This window comes from Kineococcus haloalkalitolerans, from assembly GCF_050871905.1.
In the GTDB taxonomy this organism is placed as follows: domain Bacteria; phylum Actinomycetota; class Actinomycetes; order Actinomycetales; family Kineococcaceae; genus Kineococcus.
On the sequence record NZ_JBJLSH010000002.1, the window covers coordinates 63,159 to 88,097 of the forward strand.

The following is a 24,939-nucleotide window of genomic DNA, read 5'->3' on the forward strand; positions in this document are numbered from 1 at the left end:
GGCCTCGCGCGGCCCGATGCTCACCCGGCAGGCTCGGACGAGGACAGGGGTGGCACGTGGTGCGCAGGGGCAGGACGCTGGCGTGGGCTCTCGCCCTGGCGCCCGTGGTGGCGCTGGCCGCACCGGCCGGTGCCGCTTCGGCCGCGGGTGCGCCCGTCACGGTCGACGTCCTCCTCGAGCACGCCGACGGCACCCTGACCGTCGAGGAGGTCACCGCCCCCAGCGCGGCCGCCGTCGACGGCGCCGTCCAGGACGCCGTCGACGCCGCCGGTGCCGCGGAGGTCGTCGAGACCGCCCCCGCCACCACGTACCGGCTCGCCGCGCTCGACCCCGGCCTGGCCGACCCCACCGTCAACCCCCTGCGCTTCAACCGCGCCCAGGCCGCGTGGAGCACCGCCACCGGGACGGGGACCGTCGTCGCCGTCCTCGACACCGGGGTGCGCGCCAGCCACGAGGAGCTGCGCGGCGCGCTGCTGCCCGCGATCGACACCACCGGCCTGCCCGCCGACCCGTCGGAGTTCCACGGCACGCTCGTCAGCTCCGTCGTCGCCGCCCGCGCCGGCAACGGCCGCGGCGCCGCCGGCGTCGCCCCGGGTGCCAGCGTCCTGCCCGTGCGGGTGTGCGTGGTGGAGGGCTGCCCCAGCGCTGCCATCGCCAACGGGGTCCTGCGCGCCGTCGCCACCCTCGACGACGGCGTGCCCGGCAACGACGTCGCGGTCGTCAGCATGTCCCTCGGCGGCGGGTACAGCTCCGTCATCGCCTCCGCCGTCGACACCGCCCTCGCCCGCGGCATCGTCGTCGTCGCCTCCGCGGGCAACGGCGGCGCCAGCCGCACCGACCCGCGCGAGAACCCCAGCGGGTCCGCCAACCAGGACAACGCCGTGCAGTACCCGGCGGCCCTGCCGGGCGTCGTGTCCGTGTCGGCCACCGAGGCCGACGAGAGCGCGTCGTGGTGGGCGACGCACAACCCGCAGGTGGCCCTGTCCGCGTTCGGGAACGGGGTCCTCGGGGCGGGCGTGGACTCCGACTCCGCCTACGTCCTGGGGACGGGCACCTCGTTCAGCGCCCCGCAGGTCGCCGGCGCGGCCGCCCTCGTCAAGCAGGTGTGGCCCGCCGCGACGCCGGCGCAGGTGCGCGACGTCCTCGTGCGCACCGCCCGCCGGCCCGCCGGCTGGGTCGCCGGCGCCGGGTACGGCAGCGGGACCCTCGACGCCGCCGCCGCGGTCACGGCCGCCGCGACCGCCGCGCGCCCGACGCCGACGCCGACGCCGACGCCGACGCCCACGCCCACGCCGAAGCCGTCCACGCCGTCGGTCACCCCGCGCGCGGACGGGTCCGCGGACTACACCCGCGACGGCCGCACCGTGAACGTCAAGGGCGCGATCCTGGCCCGCTACCGCGCCGCCGGCGGCCACACCGGCCCGCTGGGCTGGCCCACCAGCTCGGAGGTCGCCGTCCCCGGCGGCGCGTTCACGACGTTCGAGCGCGGGCAGGTGTGGTGGACCCCGGCCGGCGGCGCGCAGGTCGTCGTGGGCGACGTCCTCGCGCAGTGGCAGCGGCTGGGCGCGCACACCTCCCCGGTCGGGTTCCCCGTGGGGGAGGAGCGGGCCGTGCGCGGCGGGGTCGTGCAGGCGTTCCAGCGCGGGATCCTCGCCTGGTCCCCGGCCACGGGTGCCCGCGAGGTGCGCGGGGCGATCCTGGACCGCCTGAACGCCAGCGGTGGCGTCCAGGGCCCGCTGGGCTTCCCCACCACCGGTGAGGTCCCGTTGCGCGGCGGGGCGTTCACCGCGTTCCAGGGCGGGTCGGTGTACTGGTCGCCCGCGACGGGCGCGCACGTGGTGCAGGGGGAGATCCGCCGGGCGTGGGGTGCCACCGGCTGGGAGAACGGCCGGCTCGGGTACCCGCGCAGCGGGGAGTACCCCGTGCCGGGCGGGGTGCGGCAGGACTTCCAGGGCGGGTCGATGACGTACTCGTGGGCCACCCGGGCGGTCACCACCACCTGGCGCTGACCGGGGCCGAGCGGCACCCGGCCCCGTCCGCACGTTTCACCCGCGCTCTCCGCGGGCACGGGTCTGCAGTCCGCAGAACCCCTCGCGAGGAGCCCGCATGAGCACGCCCACCGGTGACGGCAGCACCGGCACCACCGCCCGGCCCGAGCGCGGCCACGGCCTGTACGGCAGCCGCCCCGGGGAGGACCTGCTGCGCTCGGGCGCGGCCGAGCTCGCCGGCACGTTCGTCCTCGTCCTGGCCGGGACCGCGGCGGCCGTCGCGGCCGCGCTCAGCGACCCGCCGGTCTACGACCTGCTCGCGATCGTCCTCGCCTTCGGCCTCGCCCTGACCGCCCTCGTCGCCGCCCTCGGCCACGTCTCCGGGTGCCACCTCAACCCCGCCGTCACCCTCGGGCTGGCCGCCACCGGCCGCTTCCCCTGGCGGGCCGTCCCCGCCTACCTCGTCGCCCAGCTCGCCGGCGGCGTGCTCGCCGCCCTCGCCGTGTGGGCCGCCCACAGCGGCACCGGCCCGGACGTCGTCGCACCGTCCACGACCGTCCCCGCCGACGGCGTCTCCGACGGACGGGCGTTCTTCGTCGAGGCCCTCATCACCTTCGTCCTCGTCCTCGTGGTGATCTCCGTGGCCACCGACGAGCGGGTCCACGCCGCCGTCGCGCCGGTGGCCGTCGGTGCCGCCCTCGCCGTGTGCGTCGTCGTCGGCGCCCCCGTCACCGGGGGAGCGGTCAACCCGGCGCGCGCCCTCGGCCCCGCCGTGGTCTCCGGGCAGTTCGACAGCCTCTGGCTGTACCTGCTGGCGCCCGTCGTCGGCGGTGTCCTCGCCGCTGTCGTCTACGCGCGGCTGCTCGCGCCGGCGGAGGCACCGTCCCCAGAGGGCGGTTCCTGACCGCCGGCCCGCCCCACCGCGCGCGACCGCGGGTCCACCGGCAGGCTCGGGGGGCAGCACCACCGACGCCCCGCACCAGGAGGAGCACGTGAGCGAGCCCACCGCAGGACCCGACGGCCAGGACCCCGCCGACGCCGGCACGCGGTCCGAGCGGCTGGAGGAGCTGGTCGACGGCCTGGAGCAGAAGGTGCTCCAGGAGGACGACAACCCCGTCCTCGGCGTGGACGACGACCCCGACGCCGAGCCCGACGCCCAGGACGGCGCCCAGGACGGCGCCCAGGACGGCGGCGCAGCGGACGGCGGCGCGGGGACCGAGCCGCCGGCCTGACGCCGCCGTCCTCGCGCCCCCGTCCTACCCGGTCGGCGTCCCCGAGCCGGCCTGCAGCTGGCCGACGAGCGTCGCCATCGACATGTGCAACCGCAGCGCCGAGATCCCGCTGCCGGTCAGGTCGTAGACGACGCAGTACGGCACGCGCACCCGCGCGCCCGCCGGTTCGAGGTCGCCGAAGCGGCCCGTGTGGGTGCCCACGAAGTCGGCCTCGAGGAACGCGTGGTCGCCGACGGCGCCCATCGCCCGCACCTCGGGCCGGGCGTCGAAGACCCGCGTGTGCAGGGTGGTGATGTGGTCGGCCACGGCCCGCCGGCCCGTGATCCGCTCACCGGTGTCCACCGTCGTCCACACGACGTCGTCGGTGAAGAACCTCGCGAAGTCGCCGCCGTTCAGCAGCGCGTCCACGTACTCCTGCAACAGTCCAGTGCTGGTGTCGACGGACATGTCGTCCTCCTGCCTGGTGGCACCTGCCACCGCCGCGGTGGAACGGGAGGCGTCCGGCCTCAGCCGGGCTCGTCGTCGTCGACCACCCGGCCCTCACGCGCACCGGAACGGTCCTCCTGGCGCGAGCCCGCGTCAAGGCCCGCCTCAGCACCGGGCGGCGGGTGCCGATGGGGACGGGACCGCTCCCGCACCGGGTCCCAGGAGGACACCGCCCATGTCGTCCACGCTGCGCCGCCTGCGCGTCGGCGCGCGCCTCGCGCTCGCCTTCGGCGTCGTCCTCGCCCTGCTCGGCGCGACCGGCGCGACCGCCCTGGTCGGCATCGCCCGGCAGTCGGCGTCGCTGGACGAGCAGCGCGACCTGCAGCGCGTCGTGGGGTACGTGCAGGAGCAGCGGTTCTGGAACGCCGACGTCACCGGCTGGCAGACCGCCTACGCGTGGGACTCCTACCGCGCCGGACCCGCCGAGGCCGTCGAGGCCACCAGCGACAACCGCGCCGGTTTCCTCCAGGCCCGCGCCGGGCTGGAGGAGTCGCTGGCGGCCGCGCCCACCGGTCTCATGACCGAGGCGGAACGCGCCCTCGCCGGGCGGGTCGAGGCGCTGTGGGGCGACTACTTCGCCTCCGACGAGCGCGCCGTCGCCCGCTACCGCGCCGGTGACCTCACCGGTGCCGAGACGGAGATCATCGGCACCGGGTACGCGATCTACGGCGAGCTGCTCGAGCTGACCGACGAGCTGACCGCCTCCGTCACCGCCCGCGCCGACACCGCCGCCGCGGCCGCCGAGGACGCCGCCGCCCGCAGCCGCGCCCTCGTCGTCGCCACCCTGGCGCTGGCCGCCGCGCTCACCGTCCTCCTGCTGGTGGTGCTCACCCGCAGCGTCGTCGGGCCGCTGCGCCGCACCCGCGACGACCTGCGCCGCGTCGCCGGCGGCGACCTCACCGTCGCGCCGGTCGTCGACGGCCGCGACGAGTTCCGCGAGATGTCGCAGGCCCTGGAGGCGGCCGTGACCGCCACCCGGCGCACCGTCGCCGACGTGGCCGCCGGCGCCCGCGAGGTGGCCGCCATGGCCGACGACCTCACCGGCCGCGCCCGCGGGCTGGCCGAGGCCAACGAGCGCACCGCCGGCGAGGCCGAGCGCGCCGCCCGCTCCGCCGGAGCGGTCTCCTCCGACGTCGCCACCATCGCCGCCGGCGCCGACGAGCTGGGTTCCGCGATCAACGAGATCTCCTCCGGCATGGCGCAGTCGGCGTCCGTGGCCCGCGAGGCCGTCGAGGCGGCCGAGGCCACCCGCGCCACCGTCGCCGAGCTCGGCGAGGCCACCCGCGCCATCGCCAGCGTCGTCGGCACCATCACCGCCATCGCCGAGCAGACGAACCTCCTCGCGCTGAACGCCACCATCGAGGCCGCGCGCGCCGGGGAGATGGGCAAGGGCTTCGCCGTCGTCGCCGGCGAGGTGAAGGAGCTGGCGCAGCAGACCGCCGCCGCCACCGAGGACATCACCCGCAAGGTCGCCGCCATTGAGCGCGGCAGCGACGACGCGGCCAGCACCATCGGCCGCATCGCCGAGGTCATCGCCCGCATCGACGACCACCAGGCCACCATCGCGGCCGCCGTGGAGGAGCAGACCGCCACGACGGGTGAACTGGCCCGCACCGTCGCCGGCGCGGCCGGCGGCGCCCAGGAGATCGCCGGGGTCCTCGCCGGGGTCGCCGGCGCGAGCGCCACCGACCGCGCCGACCTGGTGCGGGTGCGCTCGTCCGTGGAAGCGCTGCAGGACACCGCGAGCCGGTTGCGCGAGGCCGTCGGGACGTTCCGCGTCTGAGGTCCTGGGCGGCGCGGTTCAGCCGTCCGCGCGACCCCGCAGCCAGTCCGCCTCGCGGCGCAGCAGTTCCCGCCGCGACGGGCTGTCGTACGAGCGCGGGTCGTGGCCCAGCGCGTCGTAGAGCACCCGGCCCGGCCCGCCGGACACCCACACCACCGGGTGGTCGACGTCCTCGTGCCGCGTCGTCATCAGCACCTGCGCGCCCGGTTCCAGCTGCAGCAGGCAGTACCGCTCGTCGAACGCCGTGACCGGCCCGTCCAGGACCGGGTGGTCCTCGCCCGGGACGGGCTCGAACACCGCCTGGCCGATCGGCGGGTGCATCGAGAGGCCGTCGATCCACTGACCGCCCACGAGCGGCACCCAGCCGGGCGCGTCGCGGAACGTGTTCGCGGCCTGGTGCAGCGCCAGCAGGGGAGTCCCCTCCTCCACGACCAGCTGCGCCAGCCGCGCGTGGAAACCCGCCCACGCCGCGTCGTCGCCGTCGTGCTGCGGGTCCGTGCGGCCCGTGCCGGCGACCACCGCGAGCAGGTCCACGCCGTCCACGCCCTCCAGCGCGCCCGGCGACGTGCCGCGCACGTCCACCTCCAGCCCGCTGCCCGCCAGCACCTGCGCCACCCGGAACCCCGTCGCCGCGTCGTCGTGCCAGCGGTCCTGGTACCGGCCACGTCCCACGAGCACCAGCGCCCGTGCCGCCATCGTCGTCCCCCTCGTCGTCGCGGTGGTCCTCGCGCCGACGCTACGGGAGGCCGTCCTCCCCGCCCGCGGCGGCCAGGCGGCGGGCCACCCGCGTCAGCGCTCCGCGCAGCGCCGGCGGGTCCTCCACGACCACGTCGGCGTCGAACGCCGCCAGCCGCGCCGCCAGCCCCGTCCACGACCACGAGCCCAGCACGACGCGGCAGCGGTGCTCGGCGACCGGTTCCACCGACCCGTCCGGCACGAGAGCGGCGACCCGCGCGGCCGGCAGGTCCAGCAGGACGCGGCCCGTGCACGGCCAGCCGGTCCCCGTGCTGCCGCGCAGGCGCGCGTCCACGAACGCCGCCGCGTCCCCGCCGGGCACCTCCCGCGGTGCGAACCGCGGGCCCGTCGGCACCCGCGGGCGCACCCGGTCCAGGCGGAACGTGCGCCAGTCGTCGCGGTCCAGGTCCCACGCCAGCAGGTACCAGCGCCCCGCGCGCGCCACCACGCGGTGCGGTTCCACCCGCCGCGGCGCCGCTGTCGGGTCCGCCGGGGCGCCCGGGCGCTCGTGGTCGAAGCGCAGCACCTCCCGCGCCCGCACGGCCGTCGAGACCGCCACGAGCACCGCGGGGTCCACGTCCCCGGCGCCCGGCGCGGCGACCGCCTCGACCCGCACCGCGTCCAGGCGCCCGCGCAGCCGCGCCGGCATCACCTGCCGCAGCGTCGTCAGCGCCCGCGCCGCGCCCTCCGCGACCCCGGACCCGCCCGTCGCCGCCGCCTGCAGCGCCACCGCCAGCGCCACGGCCTGCTCGTCGTCGAACAGCAGCGGCGGCAGGTCCGCGCCCGCCTCCAGGCGGTACCCGCCGGCCGGGCCCATCACCGCCCGCACCGGGTAGCCCAGCTCCCGCAACCGGTCCACGTCGCGGCGCACCGTGCGGGGGCTGACGCCCAGCCGGTCAGCCAGCGCGTCCCCCGGCCAGTCGCGGCGCGCCTGCAGCAGCGACAGCAGCGTCAGCAGGCGGGAGGAGGGGGCGCTCACCTCGCCGAGTGTGGCGCGGAGTGCAGGACAGGACCTGACCGCCACCGCTGCGAACGTCGTGCCGTGCCGGTGGGGAGGTCCCGCCGGACGACGGGAGGACCACGATGAGCGTCGCCACCACCACCCACCTGAACTTCCGCGGCCGGGCGCGCGAGGCCCTGGAGTTCTACCGGTCGGCCACCGGGGGGGAGCTGACCGTCGCCACCTACGGCGACCTCGGCTCCGACGCCGCCCCGGCCGAGCAGGTCGTGTGGGGGCAGGTGTCCGCCCCCAGCGGGTTCCGCGTCATGGCCTACGACGTGCCGCCCGCCCGGCCGCTGGAGCGCGGCACCGACCCGTTCTTCGTCTCCCTGCGCGGGGACGACCCCGCCGAGGTGCAGCGGCTGTGGGAGGCGCTGGGCGAGGGGGCGGTGGTCGTGGTGCCGCTCGCGCCGTCGGCGTGGGCGCCCCTGTACGGGATGCTCACCGACCGCTTCGGCGTCACCTGGGTCCTCGACGTGGCAGCCGGCTGAGGAGCCGCGCCGCGCGCCACCGGGTCGTCCACGCTCCGCGGTGGCACAGTCACGAGCGTCCGGGGAGACGTGGCGAGGGGGCGCGGTGCGCAGCGGACCGGTGGCGGCAGCGGTGGTGGCGGCGTGCGCGCTGACGGGGGTGGGCCTCGCGGCGCCCGCCGCAGCCGTGGCCCCGCCGCCCGCGGCGGTGTCCTTCACGGTGGACGGGCTGACCTACACCTGGACCGCGCCGGACGGCTCGGACATGTCGGTCCGCGCCGCTCCCGGCGCGCCGGACACGCCCGTGCCCGCCGCGGCCGGCTCCGCCGCGGCGCCCGGCGTCCGGTTCCTCGGCGCCCCCGCGGTGCCGACCACCGACTACTGCACGTCCTCGCCCGACAGCTTCCTCGGCGCCGACTTCCGGCCCGCCTGCGCGGGGCACGACGCCTGCTACTCCCCGGCCGGCAGCACCGCCCGGCTGGTCTGCGACGAGGCGTTCCTCGTCGACCTGCGGGCGGCCTGCGCCGTCGCCTTCGGCCCGGCTGGGGCGCTCGCGCTGGCCTGCCGGGCCGCGGCCGTCGTCTACCACCGCGCCGTGCGCACGGTCTCCCGCCCCTGGTACCGCGCCGCGGGCGACCCCGCCTGACCCCCGCCCCGCCCTCGCCCGGTCCTCCCGCCCCGCTCCTTCCTGCTGTGATCTTGCTGGGAAACCCAGCGAGATCACGGTGATCATGGATGGGTGAGCGTTCAAACATCCATGATCACCGCGGAGGGGGGCGGGCGCGGGTGGCGGAGGAGCGGCCGGGTCCTCGCCGTGATCACGGACGGGTGAGCGTTCAGCCGTCCGTGATCACGGCGGAGGTGGGCGGTGGGGGTGCGGAGCGCTGGGGGGCGGTGGGGGAGCGACCTCCGTAGGGTCGGGACGTGCCCCACCGGACCGCGGACGACCCCGGACGGCCGCGGCTGGGGGTCCTGCCCGGGTTCCTCGTCCTGCTGTCACCGGTCTCCCAGCTCGGCTTCACCCCCGTCTCCGTCGTCCTCGGCGACCAGCTCGGCCTCAGCACCGGGCAGGTCGGCGTCACCGTCGGCGTCTACCCGGCGGCTGCGGCGCTCGCCACCGTCGTCCTCGGCCCGCTGTTCGACCTCGTGCCCGCGCGCCGGGTCCTGCCCGTCGCCGTGGCCGCCAACGTCGTCCTGTCCGCCTCGCTGCTGCTGGCCCCCGGGTTCACCGGGCTGGTCGTCGCCCGCGTGCTGACCGGCTTCGCCAACAGCGCCCTGCTGCTGTGCGCGGCCGTCGCCGTCGCCGACGCCAACCGCGGCCACGGCACCGCCCGCGAGCGCGGGTTCTCCCGCCTGCAGACGTTCACCAGCGTCGGAGCCGTCGTCGGCCTCGGCGTGGGCGCCGCCGCCGCGGGCCTCGGGCAGCCGCGGCTGTGGTCGTGGACCGTCGTCGGCTACGGCCTGCTCGTGCTCCTCCTCGCGCCGGCCATCGCCCGCCGGCTGCCGCCCGCCCCCGCGACCACCGGCACGGCCGGCACCCGCCTGCGGGTCGTGCTCACCGACGCGGGCGCGGCCCTGCGGGTGCCCCGCACGGCGCTCGTCCTGGCCGCCGCCGGCGGGGTCGGCTGGGCGATCCAGGCGGCCCACTACGCCGTCAGCCTGCTCAGCGAGGAGCTGAGCCCGCCGCTGTGGCAGCGGGTCCTGCTGTCGGTGATGATCCCCGCCGGCGTGTTCGCCGGGTCGCTGCTCAACCAGCGGCTGCTCGCCCGCACCGGCGCCGGGACGCTGTTCGCCCGCACGTACCCCGCGCTGCCCGTGGCCTGCGCGGTGCTCGGCCTCGTCGTCGGCGCGAGCGGGGCGTGGGCCGCGGCGGCGCTGCTGGTGGTCCTCGCCCTGCTCGGCGTGGTGCTCGGGGTGCTCATGCCGCTGAGCCCCGCGGTGCTCGTCGGCCGCCACCCCGACCTGCGCGGCAGCGTCACCGCCGCCGACTCCGTCACCAAGGGCCTCGGGTCCGCCGTCAGCCCCGTCGTCCTTGGCGCCGTGGCCGCCGCCACCTCGCTGACCGGCGGTTTCCTCGTGCTGGCCGCCGTCGCCGGTGTGGCCGCCGTGGCCGCGCGCTCGGCCGCGGGCGTACGGGATCGCGACCGTCATCGCGCGGCACGCCGTCCGGGGGCGTCCTCGTCACGGCGTGTCGGCGGATGACGGTCGCGATCGCGCACGCACCCCCGGCCGGGCGTCCGCCGGACGGACCATCCAGTCGCCGCGCCGGCGTCCCGACCTCTCAGGGGTGCGAGCTGCGCAGACCCGGCGGGGGACGCCGGCCGCACGCCCCGGGACGGGCGGCGAGCCTTCGGGCGACCCCCTGGGCGTGCTGCGCGAGGACCTGCTCGACGAGCTGGCCCGCACGGCCGCCGAGGAGCCCGACCCCCTGCCGCACGCGCTGGACGCCGTCGCCCGGTACGCGGCCGCCGCCGCCGGGGTGCGGCGCGTGGACGTCGTCGGCGCCGACCCCGCCGGGCGGGCGGTCGTCCTCGCCGCCGCGGGCGGCGGGCCGCCCGGTGGTGTCCGCGAGCGCCCCCTGCGCCGCGCCGGTCGCCCCGTCGGACGCCTGCGCTGGCACGGCGGCACCCCCCGCCTGCTCGACGCCCGCGCCGTGCGCGCGCTCGAGCACCACCTCGCCGCCGCCGTCGACGACCGCACCGCGCGCCAGTGGGCGCAGCGCACCGCCACCGCCGGCACCCAGCTGTTCGAGCGGGCGGCGCGCGCCGTGGGCGTCGAGGCGGCAGCGCGCGTCCTCGCCGAGGTCACGAGCGCGGTCTTCGCCACCGAGCGCAGCGCCGTCCACCTCGTCGACGCGGGCACCCGCGCCACCCACGTGCTCGGGGTGGGCCTGCCGGCCGACGTGCAGGAGGCGCTGGAGCGCCGGGTCGTGGGCACCACCGCCGCGGACTCCCCGGCCTGGCGCCGGCTGACGGCCACCCGCGAGCCGGACCTCGTCGACGACGCCCGCGACGTCCCCCTGCGCCCCGGCGGGTTCATCCAGACCCTCGGGCTGCGCTGCTTCGCCTCCGTCCCGCTCCTCGCCCACGACGGGCTGCTGGGCGCCGTGGTCTGCGGGGACGTCACCCGCACCCGCACGTGGAGCGAGCACCACCGCGCGCTGGCGCGGCGCCTGGCCGTGCAGGGCCCCGGCATCGTCGAGCTGGCCCGGCTGCGCGCCACCGAGGCCGACCACGTGCGCGAGCTGGAGCACCGCGCCTTCCACGACCCCCTGACAGGCCTGCCCAACCGCACGGCGCTGCTGCGGGCGCTGGAGGACACCGCCCCGGCGGGGGTGGCGCTGCTGCTGGTGGACCTGGACGGGTTCAAGCGCGTCAACGACACCCTCGGCCACGCCGCCGGCGACGAGCTGCTGCGCCAGGTCGCCGGCCGCCTGCGCGCCACCGCGCCCGCCGGGGCGACCCCGGCCCGGCTGGGCGGGGACGAGCTGGCGCTCGCCGTGCCCGGGGCGACCCTGGCGGCCGGGGTGGTGCTCGCCCGCCGGCTGCACGAGCGGCTGCTGGAGCCGTACGACGTGGACGGCGCGACCGTGCGCACCGGCGCCAGCATCGGGGTGGCCGCCGCCCCCGCCGACGCCGGTGGCGTCCCGGACCTGCTGCGCGCGGCCGACGAGGCGATGTACCGGGCCAAGCGCGAGCGCACCGGGCCGCGCACCGCCCCCGTGGCGCGGTGCTGACCGGTCCTCTCCAGGACGGGACCGGTCCGGTCGACGCACCACGGGTGCGGGCCACGGTCGCGGTGGGCGGGCCGGTGCGCGGCCACGACGCCGGCGCCGGGCTCCTGCGCGCCCTGACGCGGATCGCCGAGACCCGCCCCGAGCCGCTGCAGCCGCTGCTGGACGCGGTGGTCGTCCACCTCGCGGTCACCGCCGGGCCCGACTGCGGCGCGGTGGTGCTGACCTCCGGGGTCCCGGCGGCCGCCGCCGGGTCGACCGCGGGCCGGGCCCTCGAGGAGCCCCTGAGCCACGCCGGCGTCCTCGTCACCGCCCCGCCCGGCGCGACCCCGGCGCGCCTCGGCGGTGACGAGCTGGCGCTCGTGCTGCCCGGCGCCGGTGCGGGTGAGGCGCTGGTGGTGGCGCGGGCGCTGCACGAGCGGCTGGGCGAGCCGTACGACGTGGACGGCGCGAGCGTGCTGACCGGCGCCAGCATCGGGGTGGCCGCCGCTCCCGGGCACGCCCGCGACGTCACCGGGCTGCTGCGCGCGGCCGACGAGGCGATGTACCGGGCCAAGCGCGAACGCACCGGCCCGCGCACCGCGGGCACCTGACCCCCTTCTTCCCGCCGTGATCACGGATGGGTGAGGCCTCACCTATCCGTGATCAACATGATCTTGCTGGGAATCCCAGCAAGATCACGGTGAGGGGAAGTGGTGAGGGGGGCGGGGCCACCAGGCCGACGACGGCCGCCTCCCCGCGCAGGCGCAGCAGCCGCGACAGCCCCGCCGCCAGCACCGCTCCCGCGTGGTCGCCGGGCCGCGGCGGGCGTCAGACCGCGGCGAGCGGTGCGCTGCGCGGGGCGGTCAGCCGCACCCGCAGGCCGAACGGGTCCAGCGTGCCGGGCAGGTCGGCGCCCTCGCGCACCCCCGCCACGGCGACCGGTTCCAGGCCGCGGGCGGCCACGAGGCGGGACAGGAACTCGCCCGTGACCAGCAGCACCAGCTCCCGACCCGGGCAGCCGGCGGGCCCGGCGCTGAACGGCACGAACGGCCAGTTCCCGACCGCGGGCCTGCCGGACCACAGCGACGGGTCGTAGGAGTTCGCCGAGGCCAGCCGCTCGTCGTCGCGGTGCAGGAACGGCGCGTACGTGAAGAAGCTCGTCCCGGCCGGCAGCGTCCCGGTGGCCCAGCGGGTCTGCTCGCTCGCCTCGCGCAGCACCGCGGGGGTCGTCGGCCACAGCCGCAAGGCCTCCAGCACGGCGGCGCGGGCGTGCTGCGGGACGCCGTCCTCGCGCTCGCCGCCGTCCGCCTCCCGCTGCACCGCAGCCAGTTCGGCGGGGTGGGCGGCCAGCAGCGCGGTGGCGCGCACGAGCGCGATCGCGGCGGCGTCGAAGGCGAACAGCCAGTGCGGCACCTGCCCGCGCGCCACCTCGTCCGAGGGCAGCAGCGTCGCCAGGCTGCGCGGTTCGGCCCGCGCCAGGTGGCGGGCCAGTTCGGCGTCGAACCGGGCGCGCACCCGGTCGCGGCGGGGCTTGAGGTACGCCCAGTTCGCGTCCTGGCGCAGCGACTTCAGCAGGTCCGTGACGAGCGTGTCGTCGCGGGCGCCGTCGCCCAGGACGACCCGGCGCACCGTGCGCCAGTAGGCCGGGACGAGTTCGTCGTACCCGACCACCGCGCCCTCGCCGGCGTCCGCGAGCAGGGCGTCGACCTCCTCGCCGGCCACGCGCGCGAAGTGCTCGCCCAGGTGGTGGCAGCGGCCGGGTTCGAGCACCCGCTCGTTCAGCGCGCGCCGACCGGGGCGTTCCGGCGGATCGGTGATGAGGACGGCGTGCGGCTGGAAGTGCCGCAGCGCAGCGGTCTTCTCCCGCGTGGCGGGGGAGAACGGCACGGGGCTCTCCTCCAGCACGCGGCGCGCGTCGCGGGCGTCGAGCACCACGGCCAGCGAGCGGCCGGGGATCCGCAGGCGCAGCGGCCCGGGCCCGTACCGGCGGCGCAGCCGCTGCAGGCGCTTGACGGCGCGGGCGTCGACGTCCAGGCGCTGCTGCAGGGCCGTCACCCGGGGACGCCGGACGATCAGGCCCCGCGCCACCAGCGGGACGACGATCCCTGCCACGACTCCGACGGTCTCGGCGACGGTCGCTCGGGCCACCACGGGGTCCTCCTCGGGGGTCGTCGAGGTCCCATCCTCGCCCGGACCCGGCCCGGCCGCAGGTCGGGAACACCCCCGGGGTTCAGCCGACGGGTTCGACCTCGAGCGTGAACCCGTTGTCCCGCAGCCGCTCCACGAGCCGCTCACCGATCCCGGCGGCGGGGGTCAGCACACCCGCCGCCGGCGGCAGCCGGTCGCCGTCCAGCGCCAGGGCCAGCGCGCTCTCGCCGAGCATCACCGACGTCGCCGCGTACCCGGGGTCGCCCTGCGCGGCCACGACGACCCGGTAGCGGCGCCCGGACTCCGTCACCGCGTCCAGCCGCACCCGGAACCGCCCGCCCTCGCGGGTGCGCTCGTCCGGGCCGGAACCGGGCGCGGGCAGCAGCCGGTCCAGCGCGGGGCGCAGCGGGCGCACCCGCAGCAACCCCGTCAGCGCCCCCAGCGCGCCCGTCAGCGCCCACGCGGCCGCGGGCGCCGCCGGGCCGCGGAACACGACGTCCTCGGCGTAGCGCAGCCGCGGGCCGTGGCCGAGCAGCGCGTTGCTGCGCCGCACCACGCGCGTGTTGTGCGGGGCCATGACGAACGGGGCGCTCCACTCGCCGCGCTCCGGGCCGGGCCGCGGGCGGAAGACGTCCGGCTGCGGGCCGAGGTCGGGTTCGGCCGCGCGGTCGGGGCTGAGGGCGTACAGGTCGGCCAGCAGCCGGCGCGCGGCCGGGTCGCGGCGGGCGGTGTCCAGCTGCAGGCGCAGCGAGTCGACCGTGCCGCCGCTGACGCCGCCGCGCGCGGAGACCAGGTGCAGCACCGCCTCGCGCAGCGGGCCGGCGCCGTCCTCGCGGGCGCGCCGCGCGGCCAGCAGCACCGCCAGGTCGCTGGGCACCGAGTCGAACCCGCACGAGTGGACGATCCGCGCGCCGGAGGCGACCGCGTCGGCGTGGGCGACCTCGGCGCTGCGGCGGGCGAAGAGGACCTCGCCGGTCAGGTCGGCGTAGTGGGTGCCCGCGCGCGCGCAGGTGCGCACCAGCGGCAGCCCGTGCCGCAGGTACGGGCCGACGGTCGAGACGACCACTCGCGCGCGCCCGGCGAGCGCCGCCAGGGACGCCTCGTCGTCGGCGTCGGCGGTCAGCACCGGCCAGCCGGCCGCGGCGGGGCCGAGGTCGCCGTGGACGCGGCGCACGCGCTCGGGCGAGCGCCCGGCCAGCCCGACGCGGGTGCCGGGCGGGGCGTGCCGGGCCAGGTGGGCGGCGACCAGCCGGCCCACGAACCCGGAGGCCCCGAAGACGACGACGTCCAGGTCACGGGTCACGGCCGCCATCCTGCGGGCGCGGCGCCGGGGCTGCCAGGCGGAGGTCTCCGTCCGATCACAGTCGCGGTCACTGGTTGTGAGATGTGATGACGCTGTGGTGTTGTACGGGGACACCGATCATCCCCGACGCCGGTCGAGACCGCGCCGCACCTCGAGGAACCGTGGACCACCTGCTCCTGCACGCCCACCCGTCCGTCGCCGCGGCCGCCCGGCACTTCGTCACCGCCTGGTGCACCGCGCACGGCTTCCGCGGCGACGTCACCGACACCACCGAGCTGCTCACCAGCGAGCTCGTCGGCAACGCCCTGCGCCACGGCAGCGGACGGATCGTCGTCTCCATCACCGACGGGGCCCCGGCCGCGCTCGCCCCGCCGGACCCGCACCAGGTGCTCGTCACCGTCGCCGACAGCGGCGCCGGCCGCCCCCGCACCCGGCCCGCCCCCGCCGACGCCACCGACGGCCGCGGCCTGCACCTCGTCGACGCCCTCGCGCGCGCCTGGGGCGTCACCCCGCACGCCGCCCCCGGCACCTGCCACCCGTCCCCACCGCTGACCGCCGCGGGTCTCGAGGGCGCCACCGGCGGCAAGACCACCTGGTTCACCGTCGACGCCGCGGGCGGCTGAGGGCCCTCAGCCCCGGTGCCCGCGCAGCGCCGCCAGGGCCTCCGGCAGCTCCGGCAGACCCGTCACCCGCGCGTCCGGCGCGCGCAGGTGCGCCGGCCAGCGCCGCCCCGCGCGGTCCACCCACGCCCCCGAGGCCCCCGCCCGCTGCGCGCCGTCGGTGTCCCACGGGTGCACCGCCACCAGCACCAGCTCCGACGGCGGCACCCCGGCCCGCTCCGCGGCGTACCGGTACGTCGCCGGCGCCGGTTTCCACGGCCCGACGTCCTCCACGCTCAGCGTCGCCTCGACCAGCTCGCCCACCCCCGCCTCCGCCAGCAGCCGCTCGGCGGTCGAGGCCGGCCCGTTCGACAGCGTCAGCAGCCGGTGCCCGGCCGCGCGCAGCGCCCGCACCCCCTCGGCCACGTCCGGGTGCGGCGGCAGCGCGGCGACGGCGTCCAGGACGTGGTGCACGGCCTCCTCGTGCCCGGGCCCCTCCGGAGCGGGCAGCAGCGTCCGCAGCACCCCCTCGGCGACCGCGCCGAAGCGCGGCGCGGCACCCGCCGTCGACAGCGCGAACCCGTCGCGCAGCACCGCGGTGAACCACCGCGGCACGTCGGCCGCGGACAGGCCCACGTCGCTGAAGGCGCCCTCCAGGGGTGACAGGTCCGACAGGGTCTCGTTGACGTCGAGGACCACGACGGCGGGCTGGGGCACGGTGACTCCCGGGGCTGCTCGCGGGTGCTGGGCGACGGCCAGCGTCCCGGCCCGCGGGCGCACCGGCCACCCGGGGCGCCGCCCCGGTTGCGGGGCGGCGGGCGCGGCGGTGCGCTGGGGCGGCCGGCGCGAGACCGGCACCGGGGTCCAGCAGCGGGCCGCGCCCACCGGCCCGAGCAGGGAGACCCCGTGACCGACCCCGGACCGTCCCGCACCACCGCCGACGACCGGCTCGTCGTGCAGCGCCCCGACGTCCGCCGCTCCGTCCTGGCCGGCGTCCTCGTCGGGATCGGCGTGGCCGCGTTCATCGACGAGGTCGTCTTCCACCAGCTCCTGCAGTGGCACCACTTCTACGACCTGTCCACCCGCGAGGTCGGCATCTTCTCCGACGGGCTCTTCCACGCCGTCGGCTGGACCGCCGTGGTCGCCGGGCTGTTCCTCTTCGCGCACCTGCGCCGCCTGGGCACCGCGTCGGTGCGGCGCGTCACCGGCGGCGGCCTGCTCGGCTGGGGCACCTTCCAGCTGTACGACGGGCTCGTCCAGCACAAGCTCCTGCGCATCCACCAGGTCCGCTACGACGTCGACCCGCTGCCCTACGACCTGGCCTGGAACGGCGCGGCCGTCGCAGGGATCGCCGTCGGGGCGCTGCTGCTCCTGCGGGCCCGGCGCGCCGACCGGTGAGCGGGCACGGGCACGCGCCCGGCGGCGGCCCCGTGACCACCCTCGTCGGCGGCGGCGCTGGGGGCGGCGCGCTGGACCCCGTCACCGTCACCGCCGTCACCGCCGCCCTCGGCGCGGCCGTCCTGCTCGCCGGGTACGGCCTGGCCGTCGCGCAGCTGCACCGGCGCGGCGACGAGTGGCCGGCCGCCCGCACCGCCGCCTGGACCGCCGGCAGCGCGCTGGCCGCCGTCGGCGTCGCCGTGTCCGCCGGCGCGGCCCAGGCGCCGCGGCCGTTCACCACCCACGTCGCCGGGCACCTCCTGCTCGTCATGGCCGCACCGGCGCTGCTGGCGCTCGCCGCCCCCGTCACCCTGCTGCTGCGCACCACGCCCACCGGGTCCGGCGCCTCCCGCGCCGCGCTCGTGCGGCTGCTGCACGGCCGGTGGGCGCGGCTGGTCACCCGCGCCCCCGTCGTCGCCGTCCTGGAGGTCGGCGGCCTGGCCGCCTACTACCTGACCCCCCTGCACACCGCCGCCCACCAGCACCCCGCGCTGGACGTCGCCGTCCACGTCCACATGGCCGCCGCCGGGTACCTGCTCGCGGCCGTCCTCGTCGGCCCCGACCCCGTGCCCGGGCGCCCGGGCGTCACCGGCCGCGCGCTCCTGCTCGTGGCGGTGGCCGCCGGGCACGCCGTCGTCGCCACGTCCGTCCACGCCCACGGCCTGCCCGGGGCGGGCGGCGCCACCGCCGACGTGCGCGCCGGCGGGCAGCTGCTGCGCTACGGCGGGGACGTCGTCGAGCTGGCGCTGGCCGTCCTGCTGTTCGCCGGCTGGTACCGGGCCGCCGGCCGCGGCCTGGAGCGCGAGCGCCGCCGGGCGGCCGCCGCGGTCTCAGGCCACCTTGACCGACCCCGCGTCCACGCCCCAGTTCTGCCCGAGCGCGCTGGGCATGAGCGGTGAGGCCAGCAGCAGCACCGCGCGCGCGATCTCGGCGGGGTGGGCGAGCTCGCCGGTGAGCATCCCGCTGCGCCGCGGCAGGTCCGCCACCAGGGCGTCCTGCGCCACGCCGAGCGCACCCGCCAGCTGCGCGCCGAACCCGTCGGGACCCACCAGCAGCGGGGTGCGGGTGCCGCCCGGGCTGACGACGTTGACGCGCACGCCCTCGGGGCCGACCTTCTCGGCCAGCCCGCGGGAGAACGCGTTGAGCGCGGCCTTCGCGGCGGTGTAGGGCAGCGGGGCGGCCATCGAGCGGCGCGCGGTGTCGGAGCTGACGCTGACGACCGCCCCGCGCGCGGCCAGCAGCGCCGGCAGGGCGGCGCGGGTCGTGCGCACGGCCGCGAGGAGGTTGAGGGCGAGGGCGCCCGCCCAGGCCGCGTCGTCGCCGTCGACGGGGTCGGCGAAGGACTCCGGGGCCGCGTCCCCGCCGCCGGCGTTGTTGACCAGGACGTCCAGGCGCGGGTCCTGCCCGAGCACGGCGTCCAGGAGCCGTCGCGGGCCGTCGCCGGTGGCGAGGTCGGCGGCGACGAAGGCGGCCCCGGTGGCCTCGAGCTCCGGGGTGGGGCGACGCGCCGTGGCGACGACGTGCGCGCCCTCCGCGCTGAAGGCGCGGACGACCTCGAGGCCGATGCCGCGGCTGGCGCCGGTGACGAGCACGCGGCGGCCGGTGAGCTGCAGGTCCATGTCTCTGCTCCTCGATCGAGTGGTGGAGCATCAACTGCAACACCGTTGTCGCGTTTCTGTCAACCGTGACAGTGGTGTCTCGTTTGTCTCGTTAGGCTGGCGCTGTGACGGGCACGAAGCGGCTACGGGCCGACGCCGAGCGCAACACGGCGCGCATCCTCGAGGCCGCCGAGACCGTCCTCGCCGACGAGCCCGGCGCCCCCCTGGAGCGCATCGCCGACGCCGCCGGGCTGACGCGCGCCACCGTCCACCGCCGCTTCGCCACCCGCGGCGCCCTCCTGGAGGCGCTCGGCGCCCGTCTCGAGGACCGCTACCGGCAGGCGTTCGAGGACGCCGAGGCCCTCACCGACGAGCCGCGCGCTGCCCTGGGGCGCCTGGCGGAGCGCGTCTTCGAGCTCAAGGTCGGCCACCGGTTCGCGATCGGCCTGCCCGGCACGCCTGGCGAGGAGGTCATCGGGCGGCTCGACGAGCTCCTCGACCGCCTGCGCGGGGCCGGGGCCGTCACCGCCACTGACCGCGCCTGGTGCCGGGCGGTGTGCCTGGCCCTGCTGGAGCAGGTGCACGGCCTGCCCGCGACCTCTCCGGAGCTCGGCGCTCCGGCGCCCGGCGGCCCCGAGGAGGTGCGCGCCCGGGCTGCGCTGTTCACCCGCACCCTGCTCGGGGCGCTCGGCCCCCGCGAGCCCTGACGCGACGGGATCAGCCGCAGGCGTCCGCCGACGCGTCGCCCGCGTCCTCGCCCTCGCGCACCGCCACCCCGCGGCGCACCAGCTCGTCGGCCACGTCGACCCCGCGCGCGGTCGTCAGCCCGCCCGCGCCGTCCGCGGCGACCCGCCCGCCCGTCGGCAGCAGGTCCAGCAGCTCGCGCACGTAGCCGTCGCGGCAGCCCGCCGGCACCTCGACGCCCGCCACGGGCACCGCGGCCGGCTCCCCGCCGTCCACGACCACCACGGGCACCGGCCCGTCCGCGGTCGCCGACCACGCGGTCACCGTCGCGTTCAGCGGCGGCAGGGACGGGGCGACGACGGCCGGGGCGCGGGTGGCGATCGGGCCGGTGCCGCCCTCGGTGCCGCGCGAGCCGGTGACCACGGTGACCACCGCGTCGGCGCCGGCGGCCCGCTCGGCCCGGCGCTCGTGCGCGACCAGGCCGCTGACCAGCACCGCCAGCACCGCCAGCGCCGCCGCCCCCACCAGCAGGACGCGCCCGCGCGGCACGTCCGCGGACACGTCCGCCACCGCGAGCGGGACCGGCGGTGGCGCCGGCGGGTCCGCGGGTGCGACGGGCGCCCACGCCGACTCCCAGCGGGCCAGCTCGCCCTCCCCGGCCAGGTCCAGGCTCAGCAGCTTCCCGCGCGCGGAGTAGCGCACGTCCACCGAGCGCACGCGGTGCGGGGGACGGGCGTCGCGGTGCACGCCGACGACCACGGCCCGGCCGCCCGTGTGCGCGGGGTGCCCGGTGCCGCGGACCTTGACGAAGTCGCCGGGCCGCAGCTCGCCGGCGTCGGGTGCGAGCACCTCCCCCCATCGGCAGGACGGGGCGCGGCTGCAGCGGCCGGCCGTCGTCCCGCCCGAGCGCGCCGGTCAGCCGGCCGGGCCGGGACCGTCCGCGGGCGGCGCGGTGACGGCGGCGAGCAGGGCGCGCAGCCCCGCGGGCAGGTCCTGCGGCGCCGCGGCCGCGGCGGCCGCGGCGTAGCGGGCGGCGTCCTTGCAGCGCGGCTCGCCGCCGGCGGCCAGCAGCGCCGCCGTGAACGACGGCCACTCCTCCAGCTCGCCCTCCAGGTCGTCGTGCCACACCGTGCACGTCGCGGTCGTCGTCGTCGGGGCGCCCGGCGCCAGGCCCGCCGCCCCCGGCAGCCACGCCAGCACCGCCGCCGTCTGCCGCCGGTGCACCGCCCGCGCGCGCGAGCGGTTGCCCGCCCGCGTCCAGCCCCGCGCGTCGCCGTCGACGACGACGTGGCAGGCGGTGCCGGCCGCGCGCAGCAGCGCGTGCGCCAGGCGCAGCGGCTGCTTGCCGCCGGCCGCGACCACCGGGACGCCGGAGCCGGTGCGCTGCAGGAGGACGCCGAGCACCGCCCGGTCCGTCGCCCCCTCGACCAGGACCGCGCGCGGCGCCCCGGCCACCGCGCGCACGTCCGGCGGCAGGTGCGCGGCCGCGGCGCGCGCCCGGTTCGCCGACGTGCCGGCGCCGGCCGCGACCAGCGCCCAGTCCACCTGCACGCGCACCCCCTCCCGCGGTCCCGCCGCAGCCTGCCAGTGCGCCCGTCCGGGTGGTCGTCGCGCACCGGACGGGCGCCGGGGCTGCAGCCGCGGCCGCCGACGGCCGACAGGGGGAGGACGACGTGGTCCTGGACGGAGCGGGCCACCGGAGACCGTGGGAGAGACATGAGCACGCGCGACGGCGACCTCGACGGCGTCCACGACCCGTCGGCCCCCCGCGGCGCGCGGACCGTCGCGCCCGTGCAGGCCTCGGCGCTGCAGTTCGCGGCGTCGATCCTCGGCGAGGGCGGCTACACGCCGGAGGCGCAGCTGCGCGGGACGCTCGACGCGCCCGGCCGCGGCGCCCACGCCGAGCCGCCCGCCCCCGCTCCGGTCGCCGCCCCCGCTCCGGTCGCCGCCCCCGCCGCTGCTCCGGCGCCCGCCCCGGCGCCCGTCGCGGCTCCCGCTCCGGCGCCCGTCGCCCCTCCGGTGCCCGCGCCCGCCGCGGAGCCCGCGCCGGAGGAGCCGCGCAAGGGCTTCTTCGCCCGCCTGGTCGACAAGCTCCTCGGCCGCGGCTGATCCCCTCCCGCCGTGATCTTGCTGGGGTTCCCAGCAAGATCACGGTGGGTTCGAGGCGGAGCGTGAACGGTTCAGCGCTGTGCGTCGCGGAACGGGGACCGATCGGACGACGGGGGCTCTCCAGCGCGCCGACGCGCCGCGCGGCTGGCACGGTGTCCCTCCCAGTCCCCGCACGCGCCGGGACGCGAGCGCAGCACGGACGAGGAGCAGCACGGTGGCCGGCGGTGAGGGCGTCCCCTCGAGGGCGTTGCGGAGGGCGATCCTGATCCGCGAGCGGGAGGCCGCCGCGGCGCGGCGGCGCGCCCGGGGCGTGGGGATGCGCCTGCCCCGCGCCGTCCCCGTCCCACCCGCCAGCCGCACCCGCGCGCGGGGCACCGGCTCCGGCTGACCGCCGCGCCTGCGCGCTCGACCCCGGGCTCCGGGACCAGGCCCGCACGGACGTCCTCGAACCCTCCTGCTGCCGTGATCTCGCTGGGAAACCCTGCGAGACCACGGCAAGAGGAGGAGGCGGGCGCGGGTCAGTCCGGCAGGGCGGCCCGCGAGCGCCCCCGCAGCAGCGCGGTGACGTCCTCCGCCGAGGCCGGGCGCGAGAAGTGGTACCCCTGCGCCAGGTCGCAGCCGGCGTCCAGCACCGTGCGGTGCACGTCGGCGTTCTCGATGCCCTCGGCGACCACCTGCAGCGACAGCCCGTGCGCGAGGTCGACGATCGAGCGGACCAGCACCTCGTCCGCGGTGCGGGCCAGCGGGTCGGGGGAGTCCAGCCCCATGACGAAGCTCTTGTCGATCTTCAGCTCGTCGATGGGCAGCGAGCGCAGGTACGACAGCGACGAGAACCCCGTGCCGAAGTCGTCGACGGAGATGCTCACGCCCGCCTGCCGCAACCGGCCCAGGACCTCCGCGGTGCCGGCCGGGTCCGTCAGCAGCGTCCCCTCGGTGATCTCCAGCCGCAGCTGGCGGGAGGGGACCCCGGCCGCGGCCAGGTGGTCCAGCACCGTCTCCACGAAACCCCGCCGCTGCACGCAGCGCGGCGGGACGTTCACCGCCACCTGGACCTCGTGGCCCAGCGCGTTCCACGCCGACACCTGCCGCAGCGCCAGCGACAGCACCTTCCACGTCAGCGGTTCGGCCAGCGCCGTGCTCTCGGCGACGGGCACGAACGCGAACGGCGCGAGCAGCCCGCGGTGCGGGTGGTCCCAGCGCACCAGCGCCTCCACGCCGTGCACCGCGCCGCTGCCCGCGTCGACCTTCGTCTGGTAGTGCAGGAACAGCTGGTCGTCGACCTGCAGCGCCGTGCGCAGGTCGGCGAGGGTGGACAGCCGCTGCGAGGAGTGCTCGTCGTCGGCGGGGTCGTACACGGCCACGCCCGCACCGCGCTCCTTGGCGGTGTACATGGCGATGTCCGCGCGCCGCAGCAGGTTCTCGATCTCCTCCGCCACGTCCCCGCGGTCGGCGGCGGGCGCGCAGCGGCGGGTGGCGACGCCCACGCTGGCGTCCACGTCGACCGAGGTGCCGGCGACCTGCAGGTCGCCGGTCAGGGCGTGCCGCAGCCGTTCGGCGACCCGGTGGGCGTCGGCGCCGCCGCTGCCGGGCAGCACCACGGCGAACTCGTCCCCGCCCAGCCGGGTCAGCAGGTCGTGGCCGCGGATCACTCCGGCCAGGCGCGCCGCCACCTGCCGCAGCAGGTCGTCGCCGCAGGCGTGCCCGAGGGTGTCGTTGACCTCCTTGAACCGGTCGAGGTCGATCATCAGCACCGACACCTCGGCGTGCGGGTCGGCGCCCAGCGCCTCCTCCAGCCGGGCGCGCAGCGCCGCCCGGTTGGGCAGGCCGGTGAGGGTGTCGTGCGTGGCGCGGTGCTGCATCTGCGCCAGCAACCCCTCCTGGCGCAGCCGCGACGCCTCCGCCAGCCGCCACGTCGTCAGCGCGCCCGCGCAGGCGGCGGCGAACAGGACGGCGTGCACACCGGCGAACCACCAGGGGTGCTCGTGCGCGAGGGCGTTGTGGAACACCACCCGCGGGAAGACCGCACCGACGATGCCGTGCTGGAACAGCACGTACCCCACGGCGACCGTGAACGGCGCCCACGCCTCGTACAGGGCGACGACGGGCACCATGACGAAGAAGTGGAAGTGCGCCTCCGTCCACCCCTGGGAGATCTGCACGACGAACCCGGAGGCCACCACCAGGCCCAGGCTGGAGGCGCACGAGCGCACCCGGTTCGGCAGCCGCGGCGCCAGGTCCTCGTCGCCGGCGGCGTGCCGTCGCAGCTCGTCCAGCTGCGCGACGCCCAGCAGGAGGGCCAGCACCGCGCCGAACGCCAGGGAGTCCAGCACCGGCATCCGCCACAGCAGCGCGTACAGGGGGACGGCGACCACGTGCACGAGCAGCACGGCGCACACCCAGCGGTGCCGCCGGCGCCACTCCCGCTCGGGCAGGGCGTGACCGCGCGGCAGCCAGCGCAGCGGTCCCCGGCGCGCGGCGGCCGGGGCGGGCGCCGCCGACGACGGCGCGGAGGGCCGGTGCGGGGGCCGGGCACCGGACAGCAGGCTCATGCGCCCAGTCTCGACACGCGCCGCACCGGGCTGGAGACGGGGAGTGTCGCGCCGGGCGCGGTCGCACCCGTCCGGCCCACCGGGGTGCGCCGCCGACCGGCTCTGGGAGGGTGGGGCGACCGGGCGCCGCCGACCGGCGCGCCCGCCGCAGCGGAGAGGAACCGCCCCGATGGCCGACGTCGCCGTGCACCTCGGACCCGACCAGCCCGACCACCTCGCCGACGCGGTGCGCCGCGGCGGCGGCCGGCTCGTGGGCCTCGAGGAGGCCGAGGCCGTCGTGTGGGGGGCGGGCGCCGGCACGTTCCCCGCCTCGCTGCCGGACGGCGTGCGCTGGGTGCAGCTGCCCTCGGCGGGCATCGAGAGCTGGCTGTCCTCCGGTCTCGTCGACGGCGGCCGCACGTGGACCTCCGCCGTCGGCGCCTACTCCACGCAGGTCGCCGAGCACGCCGTCGCGCTGCTGCTGGCCGGGGTGCGCGGGCTCGGGCTCGCGGCCCGGCGCACCACGTGGGACGAGGACGGCGTCGGGAGCCCGCAGACCAGCCTGGCCGGGGCGACCGTCGCGATCGTCGGCGCCGGCGGCATCGGCACGGCGATGATCCCCGCGCTGAACGGCCTCGGCGCGCGCGTCCTGGCCGTCACCCGCCGCGGCCGCCCCGTGGACGGCGCCGTGGAGACCCTGCCCGCCGACCGCCTCGGCGAGGTGTGGGAGCGCGCCGACCACGTCGTGCTCGCCGCCCCCGCCACCGCCGACACGCAGGCCCTCGTCGGTGCCGACGAGCTCGCCGCCCTCGGGCCGCAGGGGTGGGTCGTCAACATCGCCCGCGGTTCCCTCGTCGACACCGACGCCCTCGTCGCCGCCCTGGACGCGGGCACGATCGCCGGTGCCGCCCTCGACGTCACCGACCCCGAGCCGCTGCCCGACGGGCACCCGCTGTGGACGCACGAGCGGGCCCTCGTCACCCCGCACGTGGCCAACCCGCCGCAGCTGCAGGCCGGCGCGCTGGCCGAGCGCGTGGCCGAGAACGTGCGCCGCTTCGCCGCGGGCGAGGACCTGCTCGGCGTCGTGGACGTCGACGCCGGGTACTGACGGCTCGGGCCCCCGC

General features: G+C 78.3%; 25 protein-coding genes. 15 read left to right on the forward strand and 10 right to left on the reverse strand.

Annotated elements, in window-relative coordinates:
- Positions 1–56 precede the first annotated feature (56 nt).
- The 3 genes from ACRYMY_RS01260 to ACRYMY_RS01270 all read left to right on the forward strand — a co-directional run bounded on the left by ACRYMY_RS01260 (position 57) and on the right by ACRYMY_RS01270 (position 3,220).
- Complete coding sequence (locus ACRYMY_RS01260; RefSeq protein ID WP_432545453.1) at positions 57–2,009, forward strand: S8 family serine peptidase; 1,953 nt, start codon at positions 57–59, stop codon at positions 2,007–2,009.
- Between the two features lie 97 nt (positions 2,010–2,106).
- Complete coding sequence (locus ACRYMY_RS01265) at positions 2,107–2,892, forward strand: MIP/aquaporin family protein (RefSeq protein WP_432545454.1); 786 nt, start codon at positions 2,107–2,109, stop codon at positions 2,890–2,892.
- 88 nt (positions 2,893–2,980) lie between these two features.
- Positions 2,981–3,220 carry a hypothetical protein gene (locus tag ACRYMY_RS01270; protein ID WP_432545455.1) on the forward strand — a complete coding sequence of 80 codons (240 nt, stop codon included), beginning with the start codon at positions 2,981–2,983 and terminating at the stop codon, positions 3,218–3,220.
- Positions 3,221–3,244: 24 nt separating this feature from the next.
- Here ACRYMY_RS01270 and ACRYMY_RS01275 read toward each other — a convergent pair whose 3' ends face one another.
- Complete coding sequence (locus ACRYMY_RS01275; protein WP_432545456.1) at positions 3,245–3,667, reverse strand: ester cyclase; 423 nt, start codon at positions 3,665–3,667, stop codon at positions 3,245–3,247.
- A 214-nt stretch (positions 3,668–3,881) separates the two neighbouring features.
- Here ACRYMY_RS01275 and ACRYMY_RS01280 point away from each other — a divergent pair, with 214 nt between their 5' ends.
- Complete coding sequence (locus tag ACRYMY_RS01280; protein ID WP_432545457.1) at positions 3,882–5,489, forward strand: methyl-accepting chemotaxis protein; 1,608 nt, start codon at positions 3,882–3,884, stop codon at positions 5,487–5,489.
- An 18-nt stretch (positions 5,490–5,507) separates the two neighbouring features.
- On the opposite strand, the gene ACRYMY_RS01285 is transcribed toward ACRYMY_RS01280, so the two are convergent.
- Both ACRYMY_RS01285 and ACRYMY_RS01290 read right to left on the reverse strand, forming a co-directional pair.
- Positions 5,508–6,185, reverse strand: coding sequence for a ThuA domain-containing protein (locus tag ACRYMY_RS01285; protein WP_432545458.1), 678 nt, complete (start codon positions 6,183–6,185; stop codon positions 5,508–5,510).
- Positions 6,186–6,225: 40 nt separating this feature from the next.
- Positions 6,226–7,203: a helix-turn-helix transcriptional regulator gene (locus tag ACRYMY_RS01290; RefSeq protein ID WP_432545459.1), complete on the reverse strand. Its 978-nt coding sequence runs from the start codon at positions 7,201–7,203 to the stop codon at positions 6,226–6,228.
- Positions 7,204–7,307: 104 nt separating this feature from the next.
- Here ACRYMY_RS01290 and ACRYMY_RS01295 point away from each other — a divergent pair, with 104 nt between their 5' ends.
- From ACRYMY_RS01295 to ACRYMY_RS01315, 5 genes are all read left to right on the forward strand, one after another.
- Entirely contained in the window at positions 7,308–7,715 is a 408-nt protein-coding gene (locus ACRYMY_RS01295) for a VOC family protein (RefSeq protein ID WP_432545460.1), read from the forward strand.
- A gap of 85 nt (positions 7,716–7,800) precedes the next feature.
- Positions 7,801–8,340 (forward strand): phospholipase A2, encoded by a 540-nt coding sequence (locus tag ACRYMY_RS01300; protein ID WP_432545461.1) that lies wholly within the window; start codon positions 7,801–7,803, stop codon positions 8,338–8,340.
- A gap of 278 nt (positions 8,341–8,618) precedes the next feature.
- On the forward strand, positions 8,619–9,896 hold the full coding sequence (locus ACRYMY_RS01305) for an MFS transporter (RefSeq protein ID WP_432545462.1): 1,278 nt from the start codon (positions 8,619–8,621) through the stop codon (positions 9,894–9,896).
- Positions 9,897–10,062: 166 nt separating this feature from the next.
- Complete coding sequence (locus ACRYMY_RS01310) at positions 10,063–11,430, forward strand: diguanylate cyclase domain-containing protein (protein WP_432545463.1); 1,368 nt, start codon at positions 10,063–10,065, stop codon at positions 11,428–11,430.
- A gap of 44 nt (positions 11,431–11,474) precedes the next feature.
- Entirely contained in the window at positions 11,475–12,020 is a 546-nt protein-coding gene (locus ACRYMY_RS01315) for a GGDEF domain-containing protein (protein WP_432545464.1), read from the forward strand.
- Between the two features lie 217 nt (positions 12,021–12,237).
- Here ACRYMY_RS01315 and ACRYMY_RS01320 read toward each other — a convergent pair whose 3' ends face one another.
- Together ACRYMY_RS01320 and ACRYMY_RS01325 are read right to left on the reverse strand one after the other, a co-directional pair.
- Positions 12,238–13,557 (reverse strand): cytochrome P450, encoded by a 1,320-nt coding sequence (locus ACRYMY_RS01320; RefSeq protein WP_432545465.1) that lies wholly within the window; start codon positions 13,555–13,557, stop codon positions 12,238–12,240.
- Positions 13,558–13,639: 82 nt separating this feature from the next.
- Positions 13,640–14,869 carry a saccharopine dehydrogenase family protein gene (locus ACRYMY_RS01325; RefSeq protein WP_432545466.1) on the reverse strand — a complete coding sequence of 410 codons (1,230 nt, stop codon included), beginning with the start codon at positions 14,867–14,869 and terminating at the stop codon, positions 13,640–13,642.
- Positions 14,870–15,021: 152 nt separating this feature from the next.
- Here ACRYMY_RS01325 and ACRYMY_RS01330 point away from each other — a divergent pair, with 152 nt between their 5' ends.
- A complete protein-coding gene (locus tag ACRYMY_RS01330; protein WP_432545467.1) occupies positions 15,022–15,483 on the forward strand; it encodes an ATP-binding protein in 462 nt (153 codons plus the stop codon).
- Between the two features lie 6 nt (positions 15,484–15,489).
- Here ACRYMY_RS01330 and ACRYMY_RS01335 read toward each other — a convergent pair whose 3' ends face one another.
- Positions 15,490–16,176, reverse strand: a complete 687-nt coding sequence (locus ACRYMY_RS01335; RefSeq protein WP_432545468.1) for a haloacid dehalogenase type II — start codon at positions 16,174–16,176, stop codon at positions 15,490–15,492.
- Between the two features lie 189 nt (positions 16,177–16,365).
- Between ACRYMY_RS01335 and ACRYMY_RS01340 the strand changes: the two genes are divergently transcribed.
- Both ACRYMY_RS01340 and ACRYMY_RS01345 read left to right on the forward strand, forming a co-directional pair.
- Positions 16,366–16,857 (forward strand): DUF2243 domain-containing protein, encoded by a 492-nt coding sequence (locus tag ACRYMY_RS01340; protein ID WP_432545469.1) that lies wholly within the window; start codon positions 16,366–16,368, stop codon positions 16,855–16,857.
- Positions 16,858–16,889: 32 nt separating this feature from the next.
- On the forward strand, positions 16,890–17,795 hold the full coding sequence (locus ACRYMY_RS01345) for a cytochrome c oxidase assembly protein (RefSeq protein ID WP_432545470.1): 906 nt from the start codon (positions 16,890–16,892) through the stop codon (positions 17,793–17,795).
- Here ACRYMY_RS01345 and ACRYMY_RS01350 read toward each other — a convergent pair.
- Complete coding sequence (locus ACRYMY_RS01350) at positions 17,727–18,515, reverse strand: SDR family NAD(P)-dependent oxidoreductase (RefSeq protein ID WP_432545471.1); 789 nt, start codon at positions 18,513–18,515, stop codon at positions 17,727–17,729. The two genes, ACRYMY_RS01345 and ACRYMY_RS01350, sit on opposite strands and share 69 nt — an antisense overlap.
- Before the next feature lie 104 nt (positions 18,516–18,619).
- Between ACRYMY_RS01350 and ACRYMY_RS01355 the strand changes: the two genes are divergently transcribed.
- Positions 18,620–19,201, forward strand: coding sequence for a TetR/AcrR family transcriptional regulator (locus tag ACRYMY_RS01355; RefSeq protein WP_432545472.1), 582 nt, complete (start codon positions 18,620–18,622; stop codon positions 19,199–19,201).
- A gap of 10 nt (positions 19,202–19,211) precedes the next feature.
- On the opposite strand, the gene ACRYMY_RS01360 is transcribed toward ACRYMY_RS01355, so the two are convergent.
- Positions 19,212–20,027 carry a hypothetical protein gene (locus tag ACRYMY_RS01360; protein ID WP_432545473.1) on the reverse strand — a complete coding sequence of 272 codons (816 nt, stop codon included), beginning with the start codon at positions 20,025–20,027 and terminating at the stop codon, positions 19,212–19,214.
- Positions 20,028–20,093: 66 nt separating this feature from the next.
- Positions 20,094–20,729, reverse strand: coding sequence for a TOPRIM nucleotidyl transferase/hydrolase domain-containing protein (locus tag ACRYMY_RS01365; RefSeq protein ID WP_432545474.1), 636 nt, complete (start codon positions 20,727–20,729; stop codon positions 20,094–20,096).
- A gap of 165 nt (positions 20,730–20,894) precedes the next feature.
- Here ACRYMY_RS01365 and ACRYMY_RS01370 point away from each other — a divergent pair, with 165 nt between their 5' ends.
- Positions 20,895–21,287: a hypothetical protein gene (locus ACRYMY_RS01370; RefSeq protein ID WP_432545475.1), complete on the forward strand. Its 393-nt coding sequence runs from the start codon at positions 20,895–20,897 to the stop codon at positions 21,285–21,287.
- Positions 21,288–21,805: 518 nt separating this feature from the next.
- Here the strand turns inward: ACRYMY_RS01370 and ACRYMY_RS01375 are convergent.
- Positions 21,806–23,836, reverse strand: coding sequence for a putative bifunctional diguanylate cyclase/phosphodiesterase (locus ACRYMY_RS01375; RefSeq protein ID WP_432545476.1), 2,031 nt, complete (start codon positions 23,834–23,836; stop codon positions 21,806–21,808).
- A gap of 169 nt (positions 23,837–24,005) precedes the next feature.
- Here ACRYMY_RS01375 and ACRYMY_RS01380 point away from each other — a divergent pair, with 169 nt between their 5' ends.
- Complete coding sequence (locus ACRYMY_RS01380) at positions 24,006–24,923, forward strand: D-isomer specific 2-hydroxyacid dehydrogenase family protein (protein WP_432545477.1); 918 nt, start codon at positions 24,006–24,008, stop codon at positions 24,921–24,923.
- The last annotated feature ends 16 nt before the right edge of the window (positions 24,924–24,939 follow it).